This is a genomic window from Kitasatospora sp. NPDC048722 (genome assembly GCF_040650235.1).
Lineage (GTDB): Bacteria > Actinomycetota > Actinomycetes > Streptomycetales > Streptomycetaceae > Kitasatospora.
Genome location: NZ_JBEZGX010000014.1, coordinates 107,596 through 131,592, shown reverse-complemented (window position 1 = coordinate 131,592; position 23,997 = coordinate 107,596). Strand labels below are relative to the sequence as shown.

General features: G+C 73.2%; 21 protein-coding genes, 1 tRNA gene and 1 other RNA gene. 6 read left to right on the top strand and 17 right to left on the bottom strand.

What is annotated here, in order from left to right:
• Positions 1–165: 165 nt before the first annotated feature.
• Both AB0C76_RS13580 and AB0C76_RS13575 read left to right on the top strand, forming a co-directional pair.
• Complete coding sequence (locus AB0C76_RS13580) at positions 166–2,013, top strand: prolyl oligopeptidase family serine peptidase (RefSeq protein WP_359964034.1); 1,848 nt, start codon at positions 166–168, stop codon at positions 2,011–2,013.
• A complete protein-coding gene (locus AB0C76_RS13575) occupies positions 2,010–2,654 on the top strand; it encodes a hypothetical protein (RefSeq protein WP_359964032.1) in 645 nt (214 codons plus the stop codon). Before AB0C76_RS13580 ends, AB0C76_RS13575 begins: the two co-directional genes overlap by 4 nt.
• A 21-nt stretch (positions 2,655–2,675) precedes the next feature.
• Here AB0C76_RS13575 and AB0C76_RS13570 read toward each other — a convergent pair whose 3' ends face one another.
• From AB0C76_RS13570 to ffs, 10 genes are all read right to left on the bottom strand, one after another.
• A complete protein-coding gene (locus AB0C76_RS13570; RefSeq protein ID WP_359964030.1) occupies positions 2,676–3,467 on the bottom strand; it encodes an SURF1 family protein in 792 nt (263 codons plus the stop codon).
• Between the two features lie 107 nt (positions 3,468–3,574).
• Positions 3,575–4,921, bottom strand: a complete 1,347-nt coding sequence (locus AB0C76_RS13565; protein ID WP_359964028.1) for a hypothetical protein — start codon at positions 4,919–4,921, stop codon at positions 3,575–3,577.
• Complete coding sequence (locus AB0C76_RS13560) at positions 4,914–5,459, bottom strand: SigE family RNA polymerase sigma factor (RefSeq protein ID WP_359964026.1); 546 nt, start codon at positions 5,457–5,459, stop codon at positions 4,914–4,916. Before AB0C76_RS13560 ends, AB0C76_RS13565 begins: the two co-directional genes overlap by 8 nt.
• A 322-nt stretch (positions 5,460–5,781) precedes the next feature.
• The gene (locus AB0C76_RS13555; RefSeq protein ID WP_359964024.1) at positions 5,782–6,852 is read right to left on the bottom strand and encodes an aspartate-semialdehyde dehydrogenase; all 1,071 of its coding nucleotides are present in this window, start codon (positions 6,850–6,852) and stop codon (positions 5,782–5,784) included.
• Between the two features lie 28 nt (positions 6,853–6,880).
• Positions 6,881–8,161, bottom strand: coding sequence for an aspartate kinase (locus AB0C76_RS13550; RefSeq protein ID WP_359964022.1), 1,281 nt, complete (start codon positions 8,159–8,161; stop codon positions 6,881–6,883).
• Between the two features lie 326 nt (positions 8,162–8,487).
• Complete coding sequence (locus AB0C76_RS13545) at positions 8,488–9,237, bottom strand: DUF5063 domain-containing protein (protein WP_359964020.1); 750 nt, start codon at positions 9,235–9,237, stop codon at positions 8,488–8,490.
• Entirely contained in the window at positions 9,230–9,829 is a 600-nt protein-coding gene (gene recR / locus AB0C76_RS13540; protein ID WP_329927284.1) for a recombination mediator RecR, read from the bottom strand. The genes AB0C76_RS13545 and recR overlap by 8 nt, the downstream gene beginning before the upstream one ends.
• A gap of 235 nt (positions 9,830–10,064) precedes the next feature.
• Positions 10,065–10,403: a YbaB/EbfC family nucleoid-associated protein gene (locus AB0C76_RS13535; RefSeq protein ID WP_359964018.1), complete on the bottom strand. Its 339-nt coding sequence runs from the start codon at positions 10,401–10,403 to the stop codon at positions 10,065–10,067.
• Between the two features lie 116 nt (positions 10,404–10,519).
• Positions 10,520–12,700: a DNA polymerase III subunit gamma and tau gene (locus AB0C76_RS13530; protein ID WP_359964016.1), complete on the bottom strand. Its 2,181-nt coding sequence runs from the start codon at positions 12,698–12,700 to the stop codon at positions 10,520–10,522.
• An 83-nt stretch (positions 12,701–12,783) separates the two neighbouring features.
• An RNA gene (gene ffs / locus AB0C76_RS13525) (signal recognition particle sRNA small type) lies at positions 12,784–12,874 on the bottom strand.
• A 110-nt stretch (positions 12,875–12,984) separates the two neighbouring features.
• On the opposite strand from ffs, the gene AB0C76_RS13520 reads away from it, so the two are divergent.
• Positions 12,985–13,069 (top strand) — tRNA-Ser (locus AB0C76_RS13520).
• A 423-nt stretch (positions 13,070–13,492) separates the two neighbouring features.
• Here AB0C76_RS13520 and AB0C76_RS13515 read toward each other — a convergent pair.
• Complete coding sequence (locus AB0C76_RS13515; protein ID WP_359964014.1) at positions 13,493–14,695, bottom strand: serine hydrolase domain-containing protein; 1,203 nt, start codon at positions 14,693–14,695, stop codon at positions 13,493–13,495.
• A gap of 140 nt (positions 14,696–14,835) precedes the next feature.
• Between AB0C76_RS13515 and AB0C76_RS13510 the strand changes: the two genes are divergently transcribed.
• A complete protein-coding gene (locus tag AB0C76_RS13510; protein ID WP_359964012.1) occupies positions 14,836–16,077 on the top strand; it encodes a histidine kinase in 1,242 nt (413 codons plus the stop codon).
• Positions 16,078–16,100: 23 nt separating this feature from the next.
• Positions 16,101–16,781, top strand: coding sequence for a response regulator transcription factor (locus AB0C76_RS13505; RefSeq protein WP_359964071.1), 681 nt, complete (start codon positions 16,101–16,103; stop codon positions 16,779–16,781).
• 732 nt (positions 16,782–17,513) lie between these two features.
• Here the strand turns inward: AB0C76_RS13505 and AB0C76_RS13500 are convergent.
• The 6 genes from AB0C76_RS13500 to AB0C76_RS13475 all read right to left on the bottom strand — a co-directional run bounded on the left by AB0C76_RS13500 (position 17,514) and on the right by AB0C76_RS13475 (position 23,274).
• The gene (locus AB0C76_RS13500) at positions 17,514–18,686 is read right to left on the bottom strand and encodes a serine hydrolase domain-containing protein (protein ID WP_359964010.1); all 1,173 of its coding nucleotides are present in this window, start codon (positions 18,684–18,686) and stop codon (positions 17,514–17,516) included.
• Positions 18,687–18,973: 287 nt separating this feature from the next.
• The gene (locus AB0C76_RS13495) at positions 18,974–19,615 is read right to left on the bottom strand and encodes a DUF1775 domain-containing protein (protein ID WP_359964008.1); all 642 of its coding nucleotides are present in this window, start codon (positions 19,613–19,615) and stop codon (positions 18,974–18,976) included.
• Positions 19,616–19,699: 84 nt separating this feature from the next.
• Entirely contained in the window at positions 19,700–21,265 is a 1,566-nt protein-coding gene (locus AB0C76_RS13490) for a beta-propeller fold lactonase family protein (RefSeq protein WP_359964006.1), read from the bottom strand.
• Between the two features lie 128 nt (positions 21,266–21,393).
• Positions 21,394–22,038: a hypothetical protein gene (locus tag AB0C76_RS13485; protein WP_359964004.1), complete on the bottom strand. Its 645-nt coding sequence runs from the start codon at positions 22,036–22,038 to the stop codon at positions 21,394–21,396.
• A complete protein-coding gene (locus AB0C76_RS13480) occupies positions 22,023–22,520 on the bottom strand; it encodes a sigma-70 family RNA polymerase sigma factor (protein ID WP_359964002.1) in 498 nt (165 codons plus the stop codon). Before AB0C76_RS13480 ends, AB0C76_RS13485 begins: the two co-directional genes overlap by 16 nt.
• A gap of 325 nt (positions 22,521–22,845) precedes the next feature.
• Positions 22,846–23,274 carry a CBS domain-containing protein gene (locus tag AB0C76_RS13475; RefSeq protein ID WP_359964000.1) on the bottom strand — a complete coding sequence of 143 codons (429 nt, stop codon included), beginning with the start codon at positions 23,272–23,274 and terminating at the stop codon, positions 22,846–22,848.
• Between the two features lie 253 nt (positions 23,275–23,527).
• Here AB0C76_RS13475 and AB0C76_RS13470 point away from each other — a divergent pair, with 253 nt between their 5' ends.
• The gene (locus tag AB0C76_RS13470; RefSeq protein WP_359963998.1) at positions 23,528–23,977 is read left to right on the top strand and encodes a DUF5994 family protein; all 450 of its coding nucleotides are present in this window, start codon (positions 23,528–23,530) and stop codon (positions 23,975–23,977) included.
• Positions 23,978–23,997 lie beyond the last annotated feature (20 nt).

Genomic DNA, 23,997 nt, shown 5'->3' with positions numbered 1-23,997 from the left:
GGGTACCGGAACGAAGGCGGGGGCGCGGAGACCGGTCACCGGCACGAAATCCGGGCCCGCTCACCGACCCCGCGCACGCCCCCGGCAGGGGCGCGCCGCCGCCCGGAGGGTCCGGAACCCACCCGCCCGTTCCGCTTCGTCCCCCCGATCGGGTTGGATGGTCGGATGAGCGAGGATAAGAGCGCCGTCCCGGCGTGGGAGCAGCGGTTCCGCGCGGCCCGGGTGTCCCTGCCGGACTGGGCCGAGGACGCCCCCGACCGGGCGCTGTACGTGTCCAACGCCACCGGCACCTACGAGGTCTACGCCTGGGACCGCGCCACTGGCACCCACCGTCAGGTCACCGACCGCCCGAACGGCACCACCGACGCCGAGCTGTCCCCCGACGGCGCTTCGGTGTGGTGGTTCGACGACCACGACGGCGACGAGTTCGGCGTCTGGCGCCGCCAGCCGTTCGCCGGGGGCCCCGACGAGGCGGCCGTGCCCGGCCTGGAGCCCTCCTACTCGGCCGGCCTGGCCCTCGGCCGCGACGGCACCGTGGTCGTCGGCCGCTCCACCGACGAGCACGGCACCACCCTGCACCTGCGCCGACCCGGCGCCGCCGAGGCCGTCGAGATCTACCGGCACGAGGAGTACGGCGGCGTCGGCGACCTCAGCCACGACGGCACCCTGCTCGCGATCGACCACACCGAGCACGGCGACGCGATGCACTCGGCGATCCGGGTCGTCCGCCTGCTCCCCGGCGGCGCCGGGGGCCCGGACATCGAGACCGTCGCCGAGCTCGACGAGGTGACGGGCCGGGACGAGCCGCGCGGCGTCGCCTGCCTCGGCTTCGCCCCGGTCGAGGGCGACACCCGCCTGCTCGTCGCCCACCAGCGCACCGGCCGGTGGGAGCCGATGATCTGGGACGTCGCCACCGGCGCCGAGACCGCCCTCCCGCTGCGCGACGAGCAGGGCCGCGACCTGCCCGGCGACGTCTCCGCGCAGTGGCGGCCCGGCGCCGAGGCGCTGCTCGTCGAGCACGAGTACGAGGCCCGCAGCGAGCTGTTCTCGTACTCGCTCGCCGACGGCCGACTGACCCGCCTCGACACGCCGCGCGGCACCGTCGGCGGCGCCACCGCCCGCCCGGACGGCACCGTCGAGTACCTCTGGTCCTCCGCCGCCGAGCCGTCCGCCGTCCGCTCCACCGCGGGGACGGTCGTCCTGCGGGCGCCCGGCCCGGTGCCGCCCGGCTCGATCCCGGTCGAGGACGTGTGGGTGGACGGTCCCGGCGGGCGCGTCCACGCGCTGGTGCAGCGGCCCGCGGGGGCCGGCGAGGGCCCGTTCCCGACCGTGTTCGAGATCCACGGCGGCCCGACGCACCACGACAGCGACTCCTTCGCCGCCGGCCCGGCGGCCTGGCTCGACCACGGCTTCGCGGTGGTCCGGGTCAACTACCGCGGTTCCACCGGCTACGGCCAGGCCTGGACGGACGCCCTGCGCGAGCGCGTCGGCCTGATCGAGCTGGAGGACATCGCGGCCGTCCGGGAGTGGGCGGTCTCCAGCGGCCTCGCCGACCCGGGACGGCTGGTGCTCACCGGCGGCAGCTGGGGCGGGTACCTCACCCTGCTCGGCATCGGCGTGCAGCCGGAGCTCTGGACGCTCGGCGTCGCCGCCGTGCCGGTCGCGGACTACCACACCGCGTACGCCGACGAGATGGAGGCGCTCAAGTCGCTCGACCGCACGCTCTTCGGCGGCACGCCGGAGGAGGTCCCGGAGCGCTTCACCGCGTCCTCGCCGCTCACGTACGTCGAGCGGGTGCGGGTGCCGGTCTACATCAGCGCCGGGGTCAACGACCCGCGCTGCCCGATCCGGCAGATCGAGAACTACGTCGAGCGGCTGGCGGAGCTCGGCAAGCCGCACGAGGTCTACCGGTACGACGCCGGGCACGGGTCGCTGGTGGTGGAGGAGCGGATCAGGCAGCTGCGGCTGGAGATCGACTTCGTCCGGCGCCATCTGGGCGGGGGGTCGGTGTGAGGCGTCGGCTGACGCTGGCGGGGGTGGGGGTGGCCGGTGCGCTCGTGCTCACCGGCTGCTCCGGCGGGCACCGCGACCAGGCGAGCTGCCCGCCCCCCGCAGGGCCGACCGGGCCCTCGGTCACCGCGACGGCCACGCCGATCGCGACGGCCGCACCGGTCGTTACGGGAACGCCCAGGGCCTCGGCCACCGCCGGGGCGACGCCGGCGGGCGCGCACGCCGGGGCCGCGGTGGTGCAGGCGGCCTACCTGGCGAAGTCGGGCAGCGGGTCGAAGGGCTCCGGCGGGAGCGGGTCCAAGGGGTCCGGCGGCGGTGCCGGCGGGTCGAGCGGATCCGGCGGGTCCGGCGGGTCCGGCGGGTCGAGCGGATCGAAGGGGTCCAAGGGCTCCAAGGGCTCCAAGGGCTCCAAGGGCGGTCGGCCGGTGCACCACCACATCGACCACTACGAGTCGAACGCCGTGTACGGCACCCACGGCCGGTGCCACAACGGCCCGACGCCGGCCCCGATGCCTTCCGGCACGTCGACCTTCGCCCCGTGGGCGCCCTCGTCCGAGGCGCCCTCCCCGGTGCCCACCGCGCCCCCGGCGGCGCCGTCGCGACCGGTCGTGACGCCCACCGCGGCGGGCAAGCCGTCGCGCTGACGGCAGCCTGAGGCGCAACCGTCAGTCGAGGACCGGGTCCAGTCCGAGGGCCCGGTCCTGCTCCGCCTCCGCCTCACGGCGGAGCAGGCGGTACCACATGAAGACCACGAAGCCCGCGAAGACGAACCACTCCAGGGTGTAGCCCAGGTTCTGGAACGCGCGGAGCGTCAGCCCGTCGCCGCCCTGCGGCTGGAGCGTCGGCACCTCCGTCAGCCCGGCCGGCGCGGTGTCGGCGGCGACCCAGCCGTCGTACCAGCCGTCGTACGACAGCACGTTGAGCAGCGCAGCCCGGTTGATCGTGCCGAGCTGGCCGGCCGGCAGACCGCCCGCGACGGCACCGTTGCTGCCGACCGTCTCGCCCGCCTGGAGCCGGCCGGTGACGGTCACCTCCCCGCCGGGCGGCGGCGCCGCCGCGGACGACGCGTCGGAGGGCGTCCCGGGGGCCCAGCCGCGCACGACGGCGACGGCGTGGCCGTCCGCGGTGCGGAGCGGGGTGAGCACGTAGTAGCCCTGCTTGCCGTCCACCGTGCGGTTGGGGACGAGGAGTTGGTGCGCGCTGTCGTAACTGCCGCTCACCGTGACGGGCTTGCCGACGGTGTCCGTGGTGACCTGCGGGGTGGCCGGGGTCAGCAGGGCCTCGATCGGCCTGGTCTCGCTCGTGGCGGCGAGCGCCTTGCCGGCCTCCTTGTGCGAGGAGAACCGGTCCTCGAACCGGCCGAGCTGCCAGGAGCCCAGCCAGAGGCACACCGCGATGGCCACCAGGGCCAGCACGGTGCCGCCGAGCCAGCGCGGAGTGAGGAGGAACCGGTACACACCCCCCACGGTAACCACTCTTCACGCGTCGTCCGACCACAGGGGGCCCGACACCGCTCCCGGGCACCGGGCGCCGGCCCGCTCCAGGCCCCGGGCCCGGCCTTCGTCTACCCGGGCGACGGCGTCCCCGACGGCTGCGACGCCGGCCCGTCCACCGTCTGCAGGCCGCCCCGGTACACCGTCCCCGCGCACGCCCCCGGAAGGAGGACCGCGGCGGCCGACGGGCTGCCCGGAGCCGGGGTGTGCGCGATGGTGGCGGACGGCGGGTTGGAGACGGTCGGGTTCGGGGTCGGGCTGCCCGTGGGGGTGGGCGCGGTGGTCGGGCCCGTGCTGGGCGACGCACTGGCCTGCGCGTTCGACGAGGGCGCGGCCGACGCGCCGGACGCGGGGGCGCCGGAGGCCGCGGGGGCCTGGGTGGTGAGCGAGACCTGGCCGGGACCGGTCGCGCCGGTCGGCGCCGCCGTGGCACCGCCCTGGCCGGTCGTCGGGCAGACCGGGTCGGGGATCCAGGCGAACGGCACCCGGTAGCCGGCCTGCGGGGCGAGCAACGGCGGGTCCGTGTCGGCGAGCGGCAGGCCGGTGGCCGGGTCGCCCGCGGTGTGGTCGGTCACGCGGATCCGGCTGCGGTCCGTCCCGCTGACCCCCGTCACGGAGACCGCCCCCGGCCCGCCGAGCCGGCAGGCGTGCCCGGAGACGTTGGTCACGGCGAACCACCCGTAGATCCGCCCGGCGGCGTCGGCCGGCCCGGCCTGGGCCGAGCCCTGGCCGAGGTCGCCGCGGGTGCAGAGCGGGACGACCGGGCCGTCCCCGCTGCTGGTGGCCGCGGCGGGGGCGGCCGTCCCGCCGTCGGCGCGGGTACTGCTCGCGCCGGGGCTGGGCGAACTGCTCGTGGTACCGGACGGCTGTCCGGCGGTGCCGGGGACCGGGCCGGGGCGCGGGGACGCGCCGAACGGGCCGGAGCCGTCGGCCGTCGTCCCGGCGGGGACGCCGGTGGCGGGGCCGTCGGAGTGCGGCGAGCCGGGGCCGCCGGAGAGGCCGAGGTGGTCGGCGGTGTGCAGGGCTGGCAGGGCGACGGCGACGGCGGCGACCAGCGCGAGGGCCCCGGTCAGGGCGCCGCGGCGGGCGGCCCGGCGGCGGGGCACGGCGGTGCGGATGCGGGGCAGGCCGCCGGGGACGGGCTGGATGCCGGCGACCGCCCGGTGCATCAGGACACGGACCGCCAGTTCGTCGGCGGTGAGGTCCGCGGTGAGGTCCGCGGTGAGGTCCGCGGTGAGGTCCGCGGTGAGGTCCGCGGTGAGGTCCGCGGTGAGGTCCGCGGTGAGATCGGGGGTGAGGTCCGCCGTGAGGTCCACCGTGAGATCGGGGAGGAGGTCGGACGCGACGTCCGGGGCGCGATCCGGGGTGGGATCCGGAGTGAGCCCCCCGCCGTGGGCCGTGCCCGCGCCGTCACCCATGGCCGGCCTCCATCTGCGTGCGCAGGGCGGCGAGTCCGCGCGAGCCGTACGCCTTCACCGATCCGAGCGAGATGCCCAGGGTCTCGGCGACCTGCGCCTCCGTCATGTCCACGAAGTAACGCAGCACCAGAACCTCCCGCTGACGGCGTTGCAGGCCTCGGAGCGCGGTTTTCAACTGGTCACGCTCCAGCGCATCGTAGGCGCCTTCTTCTGCACTGGCCATGTCAGGCATCGGTTTCGGCAGCAGCCGCAGGCCGAGGATCCGGCGGCGCAGCGTGGAGCGGGACAGGTTGACGACCGTCTGCCGCAGGTAGGCCAGGGTCTTCTCGGGTTCGCGCACCCGGCGCCGGGCGGCGTGCACCCGGATGAACGCCTCCTGGACGACGTCCTCGCAGGTCGAGAGGTCGTCCAGGAGCAGCGCGGCGAGCCGCAGCAGGGAGCGGTAGTGGGCCTGGTAGGTCTCGGTGAGCAGGTCCTCGCTGGTACCGGCGTCGGTACCGGCGCCGGAGTCCGCCGCACCGGGTGCGACCGCGGTCATCTGGCTTTCTTCCGGCCTACTCGCAGGCCAATGGGCGCGCGGCGGGAAGGTCACCGCGGCACTCGCCGAGATGCCCGCCCCTGCCCCCACCATCACGTTCGCCACGCCCGTTGGACACTCGATCCCCTGTCATGGTTGCCCAGCCCGGGGGACATTCTTCCGCATCCGCGGAAGTGGCCTCCAGGGAATTCGAGAGGGTTTCCGGACAGATTGTGGGGAGGACGGTCCCATATCGGACGGTCCCGCCCCACATCGGGCACACGGATCGGGCCGGACCGGCCGTCAGGACGCCCGCCCCGGAGGGCCGTACCGGCCGGGCCTGCTACGCCGGCCGGAGCTCGCCCGCGACGAGCTCGGCGATCTGGAGCAGGTTGAGCGCCGCCCCCTTGCGCAGGTTGTCGCCGCACAGGAACAGGTCCAGCGCGCCCGGCTGGTCGAGCGCGCGGCGCACCCGTCCGACCCACACCGGGTCCGTCCCGACCACGTCGTTCGGCGTCGGGAACTCCCCAGCCGCCGGGTCGTCGTAGAGGACGACGCCGGGCGCCCCGCTGAGGATCTCCTGCGCGTGCTCCTGCGTCACCTCCCGCTCGAACAGCGCGTGGACGGCGAGGGCGTGGGTGCGGACGACGGGGATGCGCACGCAGGTCGCGGAGACCCGCAGGGCGGGCAGGTTGAGGATCTTGCGCGACTCGTCGCGGATCCCGACCTCCTCGGAGGACCAGCCGCCGTCCGCCAGACTGCCCGTCCAGGGCACCGCGTTGAGCGCGAGGGGCGCGGCGAACGGGCCGTGGTCGGCGATCACCGCGCGCAGGTCGCCGGTCTGCCGGCCGATCTCCTGGCGGCCGGCGTCGAGACCGCCGACGAGCGCGGTCTGCTCGCGCAGGGCGGCCTCGCCGTGGCGGCCCTCGCCGGAGGCGGCCTGGTAGGAGGCGACGACGAGTTCGACGAGCCCGTACTCGGCGTGCAGCGCCCCGATGGCCGCGATCATCGCGAGGGTGGTGCTGGCGGGGCTGGCGACGATGCCGCGCGGACGGATCCGCAGCGCGGCGGCGTTCACCTCGGGGACGACCAGCGGGACGTCGGCGGCGGTGCGGAACGCGGCGGAGTCGTCGACCACGACGACGCCCTTGGCGGCGGCGATCGGCGCCCAGCGGGCGGAGACCTCGTCGGGCACGGCGAACACCGCCACGTCGATCCCGTCGAAGGCCTCCTCCGTCAGCGCGACGACCTCGACGGACTCCCCGCGCACGACCGGCTTGCGGCCGGCCGAGCGCGGGGAGGCGACGAGTCGGACCTCGCCCCAGACGTCCTGACGGAGCGAGAGCAGGCCGAGCAGCACCTCGCCGACCGCGCCGGTGGCGCCGACGACGGCGAGGTTCGGCCGTGGGGTCATCGCCCGGTGCTCCCGCTCGGCTCCCGGGTCATCGCCCGGTGCCTCCGTAGACGACGGCCTCGTCCGTGTCGCTGTCCAGTCCGAAGGCGCTGTGCACGGCGCGGACGGCCTCCGGCACGTCCTCGGCGCGGGTCACGACCGAGATGCGGATCTCCGAGGTGGAGATCAGCTCGATGTTGACGCCGGCGGCGGACAGCGCCTCGAAGAAGGTCGCGGTGACACCCGGGTTGGAGCGCATGCCCGCGCCGACCAGGGAGATCTTGCCGATCGCGTCGTCGTAGCGCAGCGACTCGAAGCCGATGCCCTCCTTGACCCGGCCGAGCGCGTCGATGGCCTTCTGGCCCTCGGTCTTGGGCAGGGTGAAGGAGATGTCGGTCAGCCCGGTCGACGCGGCGGAGACGTTCTGCACCACCATGTCGATGTTGACCTCGGCGTCCGCGATGGCGCGGAAGATGCGCGCGGCCTCGCCCGGCTTGTCGGGCACGCCGACGACCGTGACCTTGGCCTCGGAAGTGTCGTGGGCGACTCCGGAGATGATGGCCTGCTCCATCTCGCCCCCTTCGGGCTTGTTCGGGTTGTCGTTGCTGACGATCGTCCCGGGGAGACCCGAGAAGGACGAGCGTACGTGAATCGGGATGTTGTAGCGCCGGGCGTACTCCACGCAGCGGTCGAGCAGCACCTTGGAGCCGGACGAGGCCAGCTCCAGCATGTCCTCGTAAGCGATCCAGTCGATCTTGCGGGCCTTCTTCACCACGCGCGGGTCGGCGGTGAACACGCCGTCCACGTCGGTGTAGATCTCGCAGACCTCGGCCTTGAGCGCGGCGGCGAGCGCGACCGCGGTGGTGTCCGAACCGCCCCGGCCCAGCGTGGTGATGTCCTTGCTGGACTGCGAGACGCCCTGGAAGCCGGCCACGATCGCGATGTTGCCCTCGTCGAGGGCGGTGCGGATGCGACCCGGCGTCACGTCGATGATGCGCGCCTTGTTGTGGACGGAGTCCGTGATGACACCGGCCTGGCTGCCCGTGAAGGACTGGGCCTCGTGCCCCAGGGATTTGATCGCCATGGCCAGCAGGGCCATGGAGATGCGCTCTCCAGCGGTCAGCAGCATGTCGAACTCGCGGCCGGCGGGGAGAGGTGACACCTGCTCCGCGAGTTCGATGAGCTCGTCCGTCGTGTCGCCCATCGCGGACACCACGACGACGACCTCATGGCCGGCCTTCTTGGCGTCAACGATTCGACGGGCCACGCGCTTGATGCCCTCGGCATCCGCAACGGATGAGCCGCCGTACTTCTGCACGACAAGGCCCACGTGCGCTCCTCGACTTGTGTCGTTTTCGGGGGCGGATGGGCCCCCGCACCCCCGGGGAAGGGGGATCTGCGGTCCGCGCCAGTCTACCGAGCAGGGGTGCCGCGACCGGTGCCATCCATATGATGAGACGTACGTTTCAGCACGTGGGCAGCGGTGCGGGGCGGCCACCGGCAGGTCTCCGGGCCATCCGGCGCGGCTCCGAAGAATCGGCGGACGAACGGACGGCGGCACGGCCGGATTTCTTTCCGGGGCCGGGCGGTGAGGCCTTCGTCACACTCGCGGGGCCGCCGCCGGCCCCGCCCTCACCTGCGGCCCCGGAGCCGCTCCTAGCGTCCGAGGCCGAGCTCGGCCGCCATGAGGTCGCCGGCCTGCTGCTCCAGCTGCTCGTCGGTGAGCCCGTCGTCGTCCGTGTCGGCGCCGTCCGGCACCGCACCGATCGGGCTGTCCAGCCGGACGTGGGCGATCAGCGACTGCAGCGCCCGCAGCACCGCCGAGCAGGTCGTGCCCCAGTTGGAGAGGTACGAGAACTGCCACCACCACAGCGCCTCGCTGACCCGGCCCTCGCGGTAGTGCGTCAGCCCGTGCTGGAGCTCGCCGACCACACCGGCCAGGTCGTCCGAGATCCGGAACGCGTTCGGCTTCTCCGGCGGACCGTACGGGTCGAAGACCTCGTGGTAGACGTCGATCGGCGCGAGCAGCGCCGCCAGCCGCTCGCGCAACTGCTCGCTGTCCGGCTCCGGCCCCGTGTCGGGCTCGAAGCGGTCGTCCGGGACGACGTCCTCGATCGCGCCCAGCCGGCCACCGGCCAGCAGCAGCTGCGAGACCTCCAGGAGGAGCAGGGAGACGGCGCTGCCCGGCTCGTCGCCCTTGGCGACCTCGGTGACGGCGAGCACGAAGCTCTCCACCGAGTCCGCGATCTGCACCGCGAAGTCGTCCGGCTCCGAGCCGTGTCCGTGGATGTGCGGGGTGTGGTTCCGCTGGTCCCCGTGCAGGTCGCCGTGCGGCTGCCCGTGCACCTCGCCGTGGGACGGCTGGTGGGGGGCGTGGGGCTGCTGGTTGATCGTCCGGTCAGACATCGAGCAGTCGTCTCCCTTCGAAGGCGCGGCCGAGGGTGACCTCGTCCGCGTACTCCAGATCCCCGCCGACGGGCAGACCGCTCGCCAGACGGGTCACCTTCAGGCCCATCGGCTTGCACAGCCGGGCCAGGTAGGTGGCGGTCGCCTCCCCCTCCAGGTTGGGGTCGGTGGCCAGGATCAGCTCGGTGACCGTGCCGTCCGCGAGGCGCGACAGCAGCTCGCGGATCCGCAGGTCGTCCGGGCCGACGCCCTCGATGGGGCTGATCGCGCCGCCCAGCACGTGGTAGCGGCCGCGGAACTCGCGGGTGCGCTCGATGGCGACGACGTCCTTGGGCTCCTCCACCACGCAGATGACGGCCAGGTCGCGGCGCGGGTCCAGGCAGACCCGGCACTGCTCGGCCTCCGCGACGTTGCCGCAGACCACGCAGAAGCGGACCTTGTCCTTGACCTCCAGCAGCGCGTGCGCGAGGCGGCGGACGTCCACCGGGTCGGCCTGCAGGACGTGGAAGGCGATCCGCTGCGCGCTCTTGGGCCCGACGCCGGGCAGCCTGCCCAGTTCGTCGATCAGGTCCTGAACCACGCCCTCGTACAACGTCGCGCCTTCCCTCAGGTGGTCGGTGGTGCTCCGGCCGCTGCTCCGGCGGGCATCCCGATCGATGCTCCGGCCGGTGCTCCGGTCGGTGGTGCTCCGGTGCCATCATCCAACGAATCGGGCGCCGGACACACCGCCCGACGCCCGACTCCCACATAAATCACACGGACCTACCGGCCGGACTCCCACAGTGACCAGCCGGTCCGGGGTCCGACCGGGGTCTGCCCGGTACTGCCTAGAACGGCAGGCCGGGCATGCCGCCGCCCAGGCCCTGGGTCAGCGGGCCCATGCGCTCGGCCTGCATCTTCTGCGCGGCCTGGTTCGCGTCCCGGACCGCCGCCAGGACCAGGTCGGCCAGGGTCTCGGTGTCCTCCGGGTCGACGGCCGCCGGGGCGATGGTCAGCGCCACCAGCTCACCGGCACCCGTCACCGTCGCCTCGACCAGACCGCCGCCGGCCGAACCGTTCACCTTCGCCTCGGCCAGCTCCTGCTGCGCCTTGGCGAGGTCCTGCTGCATCTTCTGCGCCTGCTTCAGCAGCTGCTGCATGTTGGGCTGGCCTCCACCGGGGAACACGGCTCACTCCTTGCTGTCGCACCTGTGCACGGGCTCGCGCGGCTCGTCCACCGTCGTCCACGGCGTGGTCCGCGCGCTCGTCACCCGTCGTCGTCTCCGCCGAGCCTACGTGCTGCTCAGTTGCCGCGGTGGTGGATCTCCTCCAGGACCGTGGCACCCAGTTCGCGGATGATCAGGTCCTGGCCGGAGAAGGCCTCCTCGTTGAGGTCCGGGTCGTCCTCCTCCGGGATGTCGTCCTCCGGTGCCACGTGCGGCGCCGGGGGCCCGGCGGCGGGCGGCGGGCTCTGGACGGGCGCCACCTGGGCCGGTGCCTGGGGCTGGGCCTGGGGCTGCGGCCGGACGGGCGCCGGGGCGGCGGGCTGCACCGGGGGCGCGGCCGCGGCCGGACGCGCCGGGGCACCCCAGCCGCTGGTCGTGGCGCCCGGGGCGGGGGCCCCACCGCCGAAGCCGCCACCGGTGCCGCCACCGGCTCCCCCGCCCGCTCCGCCGGACGGGTCGACGATGCACTCGATCCGCCAGTCGACGCCCAGGGCGTCGCCGAGCGCCTGGCGCAGGACGTCGTCGCTGTTGCTGCCGACGAAGCTGTCGCGGGCGCCCGCGTTGACGAACGACACCTGGAGCACGCTGCCGTCGAACCCGGCCACCTGGCCGTTCTGGCTGAGCAGGATCCAGGTGAAGCGGCGGCGGTTCTTCACCGCCTCCAGGATCTGCGGCCACAGCTGCCGGACCTGCGCGGCGCCCTGCTGGGCGGCGCCGGACGGCTGCGCGGCGGCCGGCGGCTGCGCGGCGGGTGCGGGTGCGGGTGCGGGTGCCGGGGCGGGCCGGGCGGTCTGGGCCTCGGGCTGCGCCGCCACGGGCGCGACCGGGGCCGGGGCGGCGGCGGGGGCCGCGGGGGCACCACCGGCGGGCGGGAAGCTGCGCGGGATCGGCCACGCACCCGGCGCGGGGGCCGCGGGCGCCGGGGGGACTGCGGGAGCGGGGGCCGGAGCCGCCTGGACAGGGGCCGGAGCCGGGGCCGGGACGTCCGCTGCGGGCGGCGCCATCACCGGTGCTGCCACCGTGGGGGCGGTCGGCACGGGCGCGGCCGTGCCCGGCACCGCCATGCCCGGCGCTGCCATCGGCGCGGCGAAACCGCCCGCCGCCGCCCGCCGCTCCAGCTTGTCGAGCCGCGCCTGAAGCGACAGTTCGTCGCTGTAGGCGCCCGGCAGCATCACGCGGGCGCAGATCAGCTCCAGCTGGAGCCGGGGGGCCGCGTTGCCGCGCATCTCGGTCAGCCCGGTGTTGACGATGTCGGCGGCCCGGCTGAGCTCGGCCGCTCCGAAGGCGTCCGCCTGGGCCTGCATCACGGCGACGCGGTCGGCCGGGGCGTCGATCAGCCCCTTCTCCCCCGCCTCCGGCACGGTGGCGAGGATCACGAGGTCGCGCAGGCGCTCCAGCAGGTCCGTGACGAACCGGCGCGGGTCGTGTCCGCCCTCGACCACCCGGTCGATCACCTGGAACACCGTCGCTCCGTCCTGTGCGGCGAAGGCGTCCACCACCTCGTCCAGCAGCGCCGAGTCCGTGTACCCGAGCAGTGCCGTCGCCATCTGGTACGTCACACCGCCCTCGGTGGCGCCGGCCAGCAGCTGGTCCATGACCGACATCGAGTCGCGCACGGACCCGGCGCCGGCCCGGACGACCAGCGGGAACACCGCGTCCTCGACCTGGATGCCCTCCCGGCCGCAGACCTCGGCCAGGTAGTCGCGCAGCGTGCCGGGCGGGACCAGCCGGAACGGGTAGTGGTGCGTGCGGGACCGGATCGTCCCGATGACCTTCTCCGGCTCGGTGGTCGCGAAGATGAACTTGAGGTGCTCCGGCGGCTCCTCCACCACCTTGAGCAGCGCGTTGAACCCGGCCGAGGTCACCATGTGCGCCTCGTCCAGGATGAAGATCTTGTACCGGCTGTGCACCGGCGCGAAGAAGGCCCGCTCACGCAGCTCGCGCGCGTCGTCCACACCACCGTGCGACGCCGCGTCGATCTCGATCACGTCGATCGACCCGGGCCCGCCCGTGGCCAGGTCCCGGCAGGACTGGCACTCACCGCAGGGCGTCGGAGTCGGCCCCTGCTCACAGTTCAGACAGCGGGCCAGGATGCGTGCGCTCGTCGTCTTCCCACAGCCGCGCGGCCCGCTGAACAGGTACGCGTGGTTGACCCTGTTGTTGCGCAGGGCCTGCTGGAGCGGAGCGGTCACGTGCTCCTGCCCGATGACCTCCGCGAAGGTCTCGGGGCGGTAGCGGCGGTACAGGGCTAGGGACACACCCCCGACGATATCGGGACGGACCGACAAACGCGGCACCCCTCGTCCCGCCGGCAGCCTCCTCGAAGGCCTCCCGGGAACGCAAAGACCCCCCGTGCACCCGCCAGAGCCCTCCTACCCTTGCTGCCTTCCGGCCCTGGGGGGGTTCAGAGAGATGACGCCACACGAGGGGCTGCCCCCAACACTACCGGATCCCGGGCCCGACGATCCACAGGCCACCCCCACCTCCCCACCTCGGGATAGCTGGTCGCGAGCACCCCGAAACATGTACTAAGCTCTCCCACGGAGGATTCGCCTAGAGGCCTAGGGCGCACGCTTGGAAAGCGTGTTGGGGGCAACCCCTCACGAGTTCGAATCTCGTATCCTCCGCACCCGCCCGCCAGGGCAGACGAAGGACCCGACCGCACTGCGGCCGGGTCCTTCGTCGTTCCGTGGTTGCAGTCTTGCAGGCGAGCATCCCGATGGGCAGGATCACGACGGGGCCGACCAGCGATTCGTCTGGCTTCTCGGACCCGTCGCGGCACGCGCGCCGCAGTGAGGGCGTCGCAGATCTGCGCGGCCCGGGTGAGTACGTCACCGAGGTCCGGTACGCCATCGCCGATCAGGCGATCCAGGCTCCGGCCTTCAAGGAGTTCCATCACGGGGTAAGCGAACGGGCGGCCCTTCAGGTCAGCCCGGCCGACGTCGTGGACGGTGACGATGTGGCGGCTGTGCGCACACATGAGGCCGATGGGCCCGACGTCATGCCGGGCCCGTCGGTCGTTCCGCTTCACGGAACGCTCTCGGCGGGGTTCAGCCGCACAGGGCGGTGTCCACGGCGCGTTCGAGATTCCTCCGGCCCGCCTCGTCGGTGAGCTGCATGGTGACCGCGACGTTGACGGCGCGGCCGTCGTCGGTGGCGCCGCCCCGGGTCTCGTACCCCGGGAAGCTGCCGCCGTGGCCCCAGGAGAGCCCGCCGCACGGCAGCGGGCGGCTGACGAGTCCAAGTCCGTAGCGGGCGCCGGGGCCGAAGGTCGCTTCGGCGGGGACGGTGGAGCGCATCTGGGAGAGCTGGGCCGAGGGCAGGAGGCGGCCGGCCAGGAGTGCGCTGAAGAAGCGGTTGAGGTCGGAGCCGGTGGAGACCATCTGGCCTGCCGCCCAGCCCCAGGAAGGGTCGATCTCCGTGATGTCGCGCAGCGGCGCGTCCGCCGATTCCCGGTAGTAGCCGTGGGGGTGGGGCTCCCGGATGCTCGCGTCACCGGGCGCTGGGAAGTAGGTGTGGCGCAGCCCGATGCGTTTGATGATGCGCCGGTCCATCTCCTCGGCCAGGGGGCGGCCGGTGACCTCCTGGACGATCAGGCCGGCCAGGACGTAGTTGGTGTTGCTGTACTTCCAACTCGTCCCGGGGGCGAAGTCGGCCGGGTGCTGGAGGGCTGTGGCGAGCAGTTCGCGGGGGGCGTAGTACCGGACGTCGTCCCCGAGGTAGTCGCTGTAGTTGGGGAGTCCGCTGGTCTGCTGGAGGAGCTGGCGGACGGTGATGCGGCGCCCGTCGATCCCCTCCCCACGGACGAGGCCGGGCAGGTAGGTGTCGACGGAGGCGTCCAGGCCCACCCTCCGCTCCGCGACGAGCTGGAGGACGACGACCGCGACGAAGGTCTTGGTGTTGCTGCCGATCCGCACCTGGCCGTCCCTGGGCACCTTCGAGCCGGTGGTCAGGTCGCCGACTCCTGCGGTGTAGGTGCGGGTGCGGCCGTTCCGGTCCTGGACGCTCGCCAGGGCGGCGGGCATCCCGTCGTCGCGCACCAGCGTGTTCAGGGCCTGCTGGACGGCGTCCGGCCTGGCGGCGGCAGCAGCGGAGGCGGCTGCGGAATCGGAGGCGGAGGCGGCGGGCGGGGCGAGGGCGCCCAGCGTCATGACGCCGATGGCCACCGCGGCGGCGGCCGACACGGCTCGTCGCCGCCTGCCGCCCTGCTGCCGGGTCGAGGAACGAAGGCCATGCCGGTTCTGAGCACGCATCGGTCAACTCCTGGGGAATCGTTTGGTCTGGGCACGATCCTGGTTTCCAGGGGCCTCTGACCGCATCGCGGGAAGGCCGGAGAAATCGCTCCCCCGATCGGGGGAGGCTGCCGGTGGGCTGCCCGGCGATACTGGCGACCATGATCAGGGGAATCCGGCCGCTGCTGCGCGGCTCGACGTATTCGGGTGTGCTGTTCGCCTATTGCGGCGCGCTGGCGAGCCTTCCGCTGCTGCCTCTCGCCCTGTTGCCAGCGCTGTCGTGGCGATCCGCTCCGGAAAGCGTGCAGATCGTCCTGGTCCTGCTGGTCTGGGCGGTGCTGGTCGGCACGGTCGGACTGGCGCGCCCCGTACGGCGGGCGCTGGTCGTGTCCGCCCGCCGGCTGCTGCGGGTGCCGCTGCCGAACCCGGTGGCCGGTCGCCGGACCTCTGGTTCACTCGGCCTCGACCGCTGGCGGACCCCGATCTGGCTGGTGCTGCACGTGGCCGTCGGGTGGACGGGGGCGCTGGCGAGCGGGGTGCTGTTCATCATGGGCCTCTCCCTGCCGGGGAACTGGCTCGGCGGCGAGGCGCGGGCGAGTCTGTTCGGCACGTCGGTCCGGGTGTCGGGCGGGTGGAGCTGGGTGGTGGCGGCCGTGTGCATCCTGCTGGCGGTGGCCGTCTGCGTACTGGTGACGAAGGCCCTGCGGTGGTCGGCGCCCCGGCTGTTGGGCCCGTCGGCGGCCGAGCGGCTCGCGCTGGCTGCCGAGCGGGAGCTGCTGCTGGCCGAACGCAATCGGATCGCTCACGAGTTGCACGACTCGATCGGGCACACGTTGACGGCGGCCACCATCCAGGCGGCGGTGGCGGGCGAGGTGCTCTGCGCCGACCCGGCGGCGGCGCGGGCCGCCCTGCGCAGCATCGAGGAGTCGACCCGGGTCGCGCTGGAGGACCTGGACTACGTGCTCGGAGTGCTGCGCGAGGAACAGTCGGGAACAGCGCCGACCCGGACCCTGGCCGACCTCCCCGAGCTGCTGGACCGTCTTCGGCACGCGGGGGCGGTGGTGGAACCGGCCCTGTCGGGCGAGCTGACGCAGGTGCAGGGGACGCTCTCCCGGGCGGCGTACCGGATCCTCCAGGAGGGGCTGACGAACGCGCTGCGCCACGGGGCGGGCGGCCCGATCGAAGTCCGGGTCGCGGCCGGGCCGGACGGACTGGAACTCACGGTGGTCAACCGGACCGGGGCACGGACGGGCCCGGGACCGGGCGCCTTCCCGACCTCCGGCCACGGCCTGCCCGGACTGGCCGAGCGCGTACGGCTGCTGAACGGTGAGTTCCAGGCCGGCCCGGACGGGACGCAGCACTGGCGGCTGGCCGTCCGGCTGCCGGTACGGGTCTCGGCGTGAGTGGATCCGACGCGGGCGAAGGCATGGCCCTCCCCGCCGCCACCAGCCCCGCCATCACCCTCGTGATCGCGGACGACGACGAGGTGACCCGCAGCGGCCTGCGCACGCTGCTCGCCGCACAGCCGGGGATCACGGTGGTCGGCGAGGCCGCCGACGGCGTCGAGGCGGTCGAACGGGCGCAGAGCCTGCGGCCGGACGTGGTCCTGATGGACGTCCGGATGCCGCGTCGCAACGGGATCGAGGCCACCCGCCAACTGCTGGCCGAAGCGGCCGACCCGCCGAAGGTCGTGGTGATCACCACCTTCGAGAACGACGGCTACGTCACCGCCGCCCTCAGCGCGGGCGCCAGCGGCTTCGTCCTCAAGCGCCTCCCGGTACGCCAGATCGCCGAGGCGGTCCGGGTGGTGGCGGCGGGCGAAGCGGTCCTCTTCCCGGCCGCACTGGGCCGCATGGTCGCCGCCCGCCCGCTGGGCTCCGCCGAGGCCCTGCCGCGGGCCGCCCTGACCGGCCGGGAGGAGGAGGTGCTGCGCCTGATGGCCACCGGGCTCTCCAATCCGGAGATCGCGGAGTCCCTCACGGTGAGCCTGGAGACGGTCAAGACCCACGTCGGAAACGTGCTGACCAAGCTCGGCGCGCAGAACCGGACCCATGCCGTGGTGATCGCGTACGAGTCCGGCCTGGTGGTCCCGGGCTTCGCCGGCTGACCATTCCGAACGGCATCCGACCGAGACGGCTGCAACGCGATCCCAGCTACGTCCTGGTTGCAGTCTTGGTTGCAGTCACCCCCGTCCAACACCGTTCGGAGCCCATCTGGCGAGCCGCTCCGCCGCAGGTGAGGACGCTCACGACCGCCGTCGAACGCCCGGACGGACAGGTGGAAAGCGTGTTGGGGGCGACCTCTCACGAATTCGAATCCACGCGGTGCTCGGTTCCCGATGCGGCGGGCGTCCGCGGGGATGAGCGGCCCAGAAGCGCTCCACGCCCCCGCCGCGACACCTGCGCTGCACTCCAGACGATGGAGCAAGACGGGCGCGGCACTGCCGGATCGGCCGGAGTCCGACAGCGGGTGGTCTCGGTTCTGGTCTCGTTCACCTCCGCTCGCCGGAGTTCAGACCGCATCCTTGGAGCTGCTCCGCCGCAGGTCAAGAATGTGACGGACCACTTGAACGGTGCCGAGGAGAATTGGAAAGCGTGTTGGGGGGCAACCCCTCACGAGTTCGAATCTCGCATCCTCCGCCGGCCGAAGGCCCGGACCGTTTCGACGGTCCGGGCCTTCGTCGTTCCCCGGCGGCGATCGTCACGTGATCGACCGGACGCACCCCAGCCGCGCCCAGGGACCGACGCGACCGCCACGGTCGGTTCCGAACCCGGCTGCGAGCCCGCTCGGGGTCCGCCCTGCCACGGTCCGACGACCTTGAATCTCCGTTCCGAGGGCCTCAGCGAGGGCCGGCACAGAGCGTCGCGTCCACGACCTCGTCGAGACGTGCGCGTCCGGGCGCGTCGTTGCGCTGTTCGTTCACGGCAACGGTGACGGCTCGCCGTCCCTGCTCGGTGACGCCGACCCGGCTCTCGTAGCCGGGGATGCTGCCGCCGTGGCCCCAGTAGACGCCGCCGCAGGAGAGCGGGCGGCTCACCAGACCCAGGCCGTACGCGGCACCGGGGCCGAAGGTGACGGAAGCGTCGGAGGTCGCGCGGCGCATCTCCCTCAGCTCGGGCTCCTCCAGGAGCTCGCCCCCGAGCAGGGCGGAGAAGAACCGGTCGATGTCGGAGGGGGTGGAGACCAACTGGCCGGCCGCCCAGGCCCAGGAGTGGTCGATGTCGGTGACGTCGACGAACGGCGCGTCGGCCGTCTCCCGGTAGTAGCCCCTCGGGTGCCGGCCCTTGATGGTCGTCTCGCCCGAGGCGGGGAAGTAGGTGTGGCGCAGGCCGAGTGGCTGGATGATCCGCTGGTCCAGCTCCTGGGCCAGGGGGTGGCCGGTCACCCTCTCGACCAGCATGCCTGCCAGGAGGTAGTTGGTGTTGCTGTACTTCCAGGCGCGCTCCTTGGAGTTGTCGGGCGCGGAGGTGGCGGGGTGGGCGAGGGCGAGGGCGAGCAACTCGCCGGGCTCGTAGTGGCGGATGTCGTCGGCGAGGTATTCGCTGTAGTTGGGCAGACCGCTGGTCTGCTGGAGCAGTTGACGGACCGTGATGTCCCGCCCGTCGCCGCCCGGACCCCGGACCAGGCCGGGCAGGTACCGCTCGATCTCCCGGTCCAGGTCGATCCTCCGCTCGCCGACCAGCTGGAGCACCGCAACCGCGACGAAGGTCTTGGTGTTGCTCCCGGCCCGGATCGCACCGTCCCGCGGCACCGGCGTACCGGTCGCGAGGTCGCCGACGCCGGCCGTGCGGCTCTCGGTCCGGCCGTACCGATCCTGCACGGTGGCCAGGGCCCCCGGCACGCCGAGGTCGGTCACCAGGGAGTCCAGTCGGCGCTGGAGCAAGGCGGCGGCCGGGCGGGAGGCATCGGACGGGTGCGGCCCGGCGGCCTGGGCGGGCGCGGCGGCAGCGAGCAGGACGAGGCCGGTCGCGATGGCGGCTACGGCGGCGCGACGGGGGGCGGACGCGGGCATGGGTGGTCTCCTTCGGGATGGGGAGCTCGGTCGCTGGGGATGCCACTAGACGATCACAACCGGTCCTGGCCGATCGTCAGCACACGGAAGGAGGCCGGCACCCCGGCGTGCCACCGGCGGCGGAGCGGCTCTGGTTCCGGGGACGTACCCGACATGACGGCGGATCCGGGCCTCGGCGGTGCGCGGTTGGGCGGTGTCGCGGGTCTGTCGGGGCGCGGATCGTCGATTCTGCTGCGGCCCGGTCGCGCCGTCCTCCTGACCGGCGGCAGCTCGCAGGGCCGCGCCGGTCAGGTTCCGGCGCGAGCCGTCCTCCGGTGTTTCACGACGACAGCAACTGCGCCCAGGGCGACAATGCCCGTCACGGTCCACAGCTGCCACGGCAGTGCGTTCGCCCCTTCGTCCGTGGCCGCCGCTGCCGGATTCCGATCGGTCGCCGGGGGCTGCCGTACCGCCGCATCCCCTCGGGCTTGATCGTCCGCGGCCGCGGGGTCGAGAACCAGTACGGGTGCCGGGAAGTCCGGTTCCTTGCCTCCGGTCGGCCGTTGGTTCCAGTTCGCCACGGTGCCGTCCGAGTACGTCTGGGCCATGTCGAAGACGATGCTCGGCTTCCTCGGAAGCGGTCCTACCTCAACCTCGAAGTAGCGGTTCTCGTCGGGCTTGAGTTCCTGGCCCGCTGTGGCGGTCCACACGATGTGAGCCGCCCCGCCCGCGGAGGCCAGGACTTCCTGACGCGTCCATCCGGGGGTGGGCGGCGCTCCGGTGAACGCGACGTCGGCCGGAAGGGCGAGGTCGACGCGGACGGTGGTGGCGTCCGCCTTCTCCGAGGGGATCCGGAACCGCAGGGTGGCCGGGCTCCCGGCCGTCGCACCCTCGGAGAACACCCGGACGTGTGCCGAGGCGCTCCCCGTGAGCAGGAGGAGTGCTGCCACGGCCGTTCCCAGTACCGCGGTCGCCCGGTGTGCGTGCCGGCCGGGGCGTGTGCGGGGTGTGCGTGTCATGGTGGCGGCGGCCTTTCAGCAGCAGTCGCAGTACAGGAGGTCGGCGGCCTCGACGGCGTCGGCCGAGCCGGTGTGCATGGAGGCGGCCGTGGCCGACATCCGAGCCAGGGTCTGAGCGGTGGCCTTGCCCTCGGAGGTGAGGGAGACGCCCACGCCGGTGAAGTCGGCGAAGGCCAGGACCTGGGCGGCGTTGCCCGACGAGTCCGTGGTGAAGGACAGCAGCGGTGTCCTGCTGCCGTCCTTCTGAACCGCGTGGGCCTGGTACGTGGTGGTCGGCTGCAGGTCGCGGGCCTGGAGCTGGATCATGCCGAGGCCGCTGACGGTCCGGACCGTGGCCTCCAGTCGGCGGCCTTTGTCGTCGGGGCGCGCGGGGTCGCCCGCCGTTCCGTCGGGCAGGGTGGTGGGCACGTTGCGGGGCGCGTCGCCGAGGCCCTGGCGGCCGAGGTTGGCCGCGGACCCGGCGGGCGCCGCATCGGGCACGTACACCAGGGCCTGAGGCTCCTTGCCGACGCTCGTCGTGCCGGTCACCCGGTTGGTCGCGGTGTCGATGACGTCGACCGCGTCGGACTTCTCCAGGCCCACGTACATGCGGGTGCCGTCTCCGCTGGGCCACATGCCGTGCGGCGCGTGCCCGCTGTGCTGGATCCGGGTCACCAACTCCGGTGTGCCGCCCGGGGAGCGGCGGTAGACGAAGGTCTGGTCGAGACCGCCGACGGTCAGATAGGCGAACGAGCCGTTCTCCGTGTCGGCGAAGTTGGGGTGGTTGGAGTCCGGTCCGGTCTTCAGCACGGCCGCGACCCGGCGGTGCCGGAGATCGATGACGCTGGCCAGGCCGGCGCGCTTGTGGGATGCCCAGAGCTCCGTGCCGTCGGGCGAGATCGCCGCGTCGGAGGAGAAGGCGTCCCCGAGACCCTTGATGGTGTAGCGGATCTCGTGGGTGCGCACGTCGACCGCGGTGATCTCGGGCGCGCTGATGTGGTTGACGTAGGCGGTTCTGCCGTCGGGGCTGAGGAGCACCTTGGACGGGCCGGGGCCGACCTTGATCTGGCTGACGACACCCCCGCGTACCGCATCGACGACCGTGACGGTGTCGCGTCCCCGGTCGGCCACCCAGAACTGCTTGCCGTCTGCGGTGAAGACGCCCTCGTGCGAGGCGCGGCCGACGTCGGTCTCGTGGATCACCTTGTTGGTGGCCGTGTCGATGATGGTGACGGTGTTGCTCGTGACGCTCACCACGCCGAGGCGTTTGCCGTCGCGGGAGGCCGCCAGACCGTGCACACCCACGTCGCCGGTGTACTGCGGGCTGAGCGTGGCGCCCAGGCGCTGGGCCCCGAGGGCGATCGTGCCGAGCGTCCTGTCGGTGGACGGGTCGATGACCGTGACCGTGTTGGAGGTCTGGTCGGCGGTGTACACGCGGTCACGGCCGGACACGGGCACCTTGACCGACGTTCCGCCGCCCGCAGTGGCCCGAACCTCGCCGTACGGGCCGGAGGCCGGACTCGACGGCTGGGCCTGGGCGAGGTCCACCGCGCCGACGGCCGTCGCGCCGATGCCGGCCAGCACTGCGGTGGCACCGAGCATCCTTCGGATGGAAAACACTGACAAACCTCCACATGAAGTGCACCCGTGGGCGCGTTGAAGGAGGGGCCGGCATGCAACCGGCCCTGACGAGGGGTCTGTTCGGGGACGAGGAGGGACGCCGCCCCCGGTCAGGTGCTGTGACCCGGTCCTGCGGGTGCCTGCGCCACGAGCCGCCCGTCAGCGTCCTGGACGTACAGCGTGGTGATGGCGTCCTTGCTCATGGCAGTGGTCAGGTGGACGCGGACCGAGGCGTCGCCCTGCCCGCCCGCGCTCACGCTGCCGGCCTGAACCCGGTCGCCGCGGACGTCGCCCGTCATCAGCCGGTAGGTACCGCCGGCCCGCAGCCCGGACAGCGACACCGGGATCTCGGTGCCCCAGGGGTGCGCGATCATCTCACCGTCCTGTGCGACGTGGACGGAGGCGACGGGTGCGGGTGCGTCGTCGCCGGTGACCGCCGTGACCGTCACGAGGGCCGCGCCGGCGGCCAGCACCGAGGACGCGATTGCGGCCGCCACCCGGCGGCGCACCGGCCGGCGTGCCCGCGCCGCACGGACGGCGGCCGGCCTGCCGGGCGCCGGAAGGGCCGACGCACGGGGGGAGTCGGCCCGCTCGAAGGTGCGCACCACCCGGCGCACCCCTTCGACTTCCTGGGCGCATCCCTCGCACGACGCCACGTGGCGGGCGAGTGGGACCGGCAACGGCCTGCCCAGGAGCAGGAGTTCGGTGGCTTCCTCGCGGATCGCGGTGCAGAAGTCGTTCACGGTGCCAGCCATCCGTTCTCGTCGAGGATGTCGCGCAGGGCGCGGATGCCGCGGTAGAGGCGACTGCGCGCGCTGGACGCCGGAATGCCGAGCTCGCCGGCCACGTCCGCGCAACTCCTGCCCAGGAAGTACACCTCGACGACCACGTCCCGGTACTCGGGGCGCAGACGGTCCAGGGCCTCCCGCAGCTCTATCCGCGCCAGCAGTTGGTCGTACGGGTCGGCGTCCGCATCCGCGGTCTCCCGTCCCTCCTCCTGCGCGCGGGCTGCGGGAGGCCGGACCGCCCGGCGCCGCCGGGCGTCCACGATCGCATTGCGCGCGATGGCGTAGAGCCAGGTCCGCAGGCTTCCGCGGCCGCTGTCGAAGGAACTCGACGCACGCCACGCACGCAGGAACACCTCCTGGACCACCTCCTCGGCCAGCTGGCGGTCACCGAGAGCACCGTGCGCGAACCCGAGAAGCTCGCCGCCGTACTCGTCGTACGCGTTCCGCACACCGTTCTCACTGCCGAGCGGTTCCGCCGCCCTCCACCGGGTGCGCCACTCGCGGACGCCCACTAGGGACACCTCCCGTACCAGGCACGCCACCCAGCCATCCGGATTCCCTCCCGATCCACGGTGATTGTGCGACGGGATACGCGGGGAAGAGCGGCGGCGTTGACGGAAGGGAAAGTGACCTGCGTCACGCGATCCTCGCTTGAAAGGGCAGCCGAAAGACCCCGACCGGGGGCCGGTCGGGGTCTTCTTCGTGTCGTGGTCGTGCTTCCGGTCCCGGTTGGTCCGGCCGGTTCTCAGCGGACGGCGCGGGGCACCGAGGGATTCAGGCGGCCGGTGCGACGGTGAGCAGGCCGGTGGCGCGGTCCGCGGTGAGCACGCCGAGGATGAAGCCGTCCTCGTCGACGACGGGCCAGACCTCCAGGTGCTTGATCCGCATCGCGATCGCGGCCAGGGCCAGTCCCATGGTCGGCCAGGCGAACGGGCCGCGCTGGTGCGCGGTGGCGCCGATCGTGGTTCGCTCGGTGTACCAGGAACGGGCCAGGAACGTGTGGAGTCCGGTCCGGGTGACCAGGCCCTCGCACCGGCCGTCGTGGTCGCGCACCAGCAGGTACTCGACGTCGGCGCCGCGGAGGATGTCATTGGCCTGGTCGACGGTGTCGTCGTCGGCTATCCGGTAGTCGCAGGGGTCCATGGCGTCGGCGACCGTGAGGCCGCGGCCGTGCCGTGCCGACTGCGGAGGGTGCGTGGTCACGGTGCTCACCGTTCCCGTCTCCGGCCGCCCGCCGGGGGCTGCCGGGCTGTCCTTCACCCAGAACGAAGCCGGAACGGGTACCGGAATGCGTGATGCCCTGGATGTCTACGACCCTACTCCGGTGGCGAGCGGCCCGGAGCGGACCGCCGCGGAGTAGCGTGGGACACAACCGAGGACATTCCGCACACCGGCATCAGCGCCGACGTCGCCCTGGGTCTGACGGGTCCCTCGCGGACCGGACGGGCGGCTTCGCATGATGCCGATTCCTTTCCCCAGCTCTTCCGCTTCCGGGCCGTGGACGGTGCCCGGCTCCCCGCTGCTGCCGCGGCTGGAACTCGAGCCGACGATGTCGCGGGAGGGTGTCTTCGACGGCGCCTGGTGGCCCCGCTCGAACCACGTCCTCGCCGAACTGCCGGACCTGATCACCGCGCTCGGCGCGCACTTCGGGCGCATCGTCCGGGTCGGCCTCGACACCTCGGCCTGGGACGGAGTGCCCAGGTCCGTCCCGGCGAACGGCCTGACGATCCGGATCAACTGGTTCACCGGCAGCGATGCGACGATCAGCGTCACCCGGGGCTTTCAGGACCACTTCCTGCTGCTGGTCGTACCGCCGGGCACCACCCCGGCCACGGCCGCCTCGGCCATGGCCGGCGCCTCGGTGACCGGGAACCACACCCCGGCGGCGGAACTCCTGCTCGGCTGAGCGGTCCGGGCAGGTCCGGG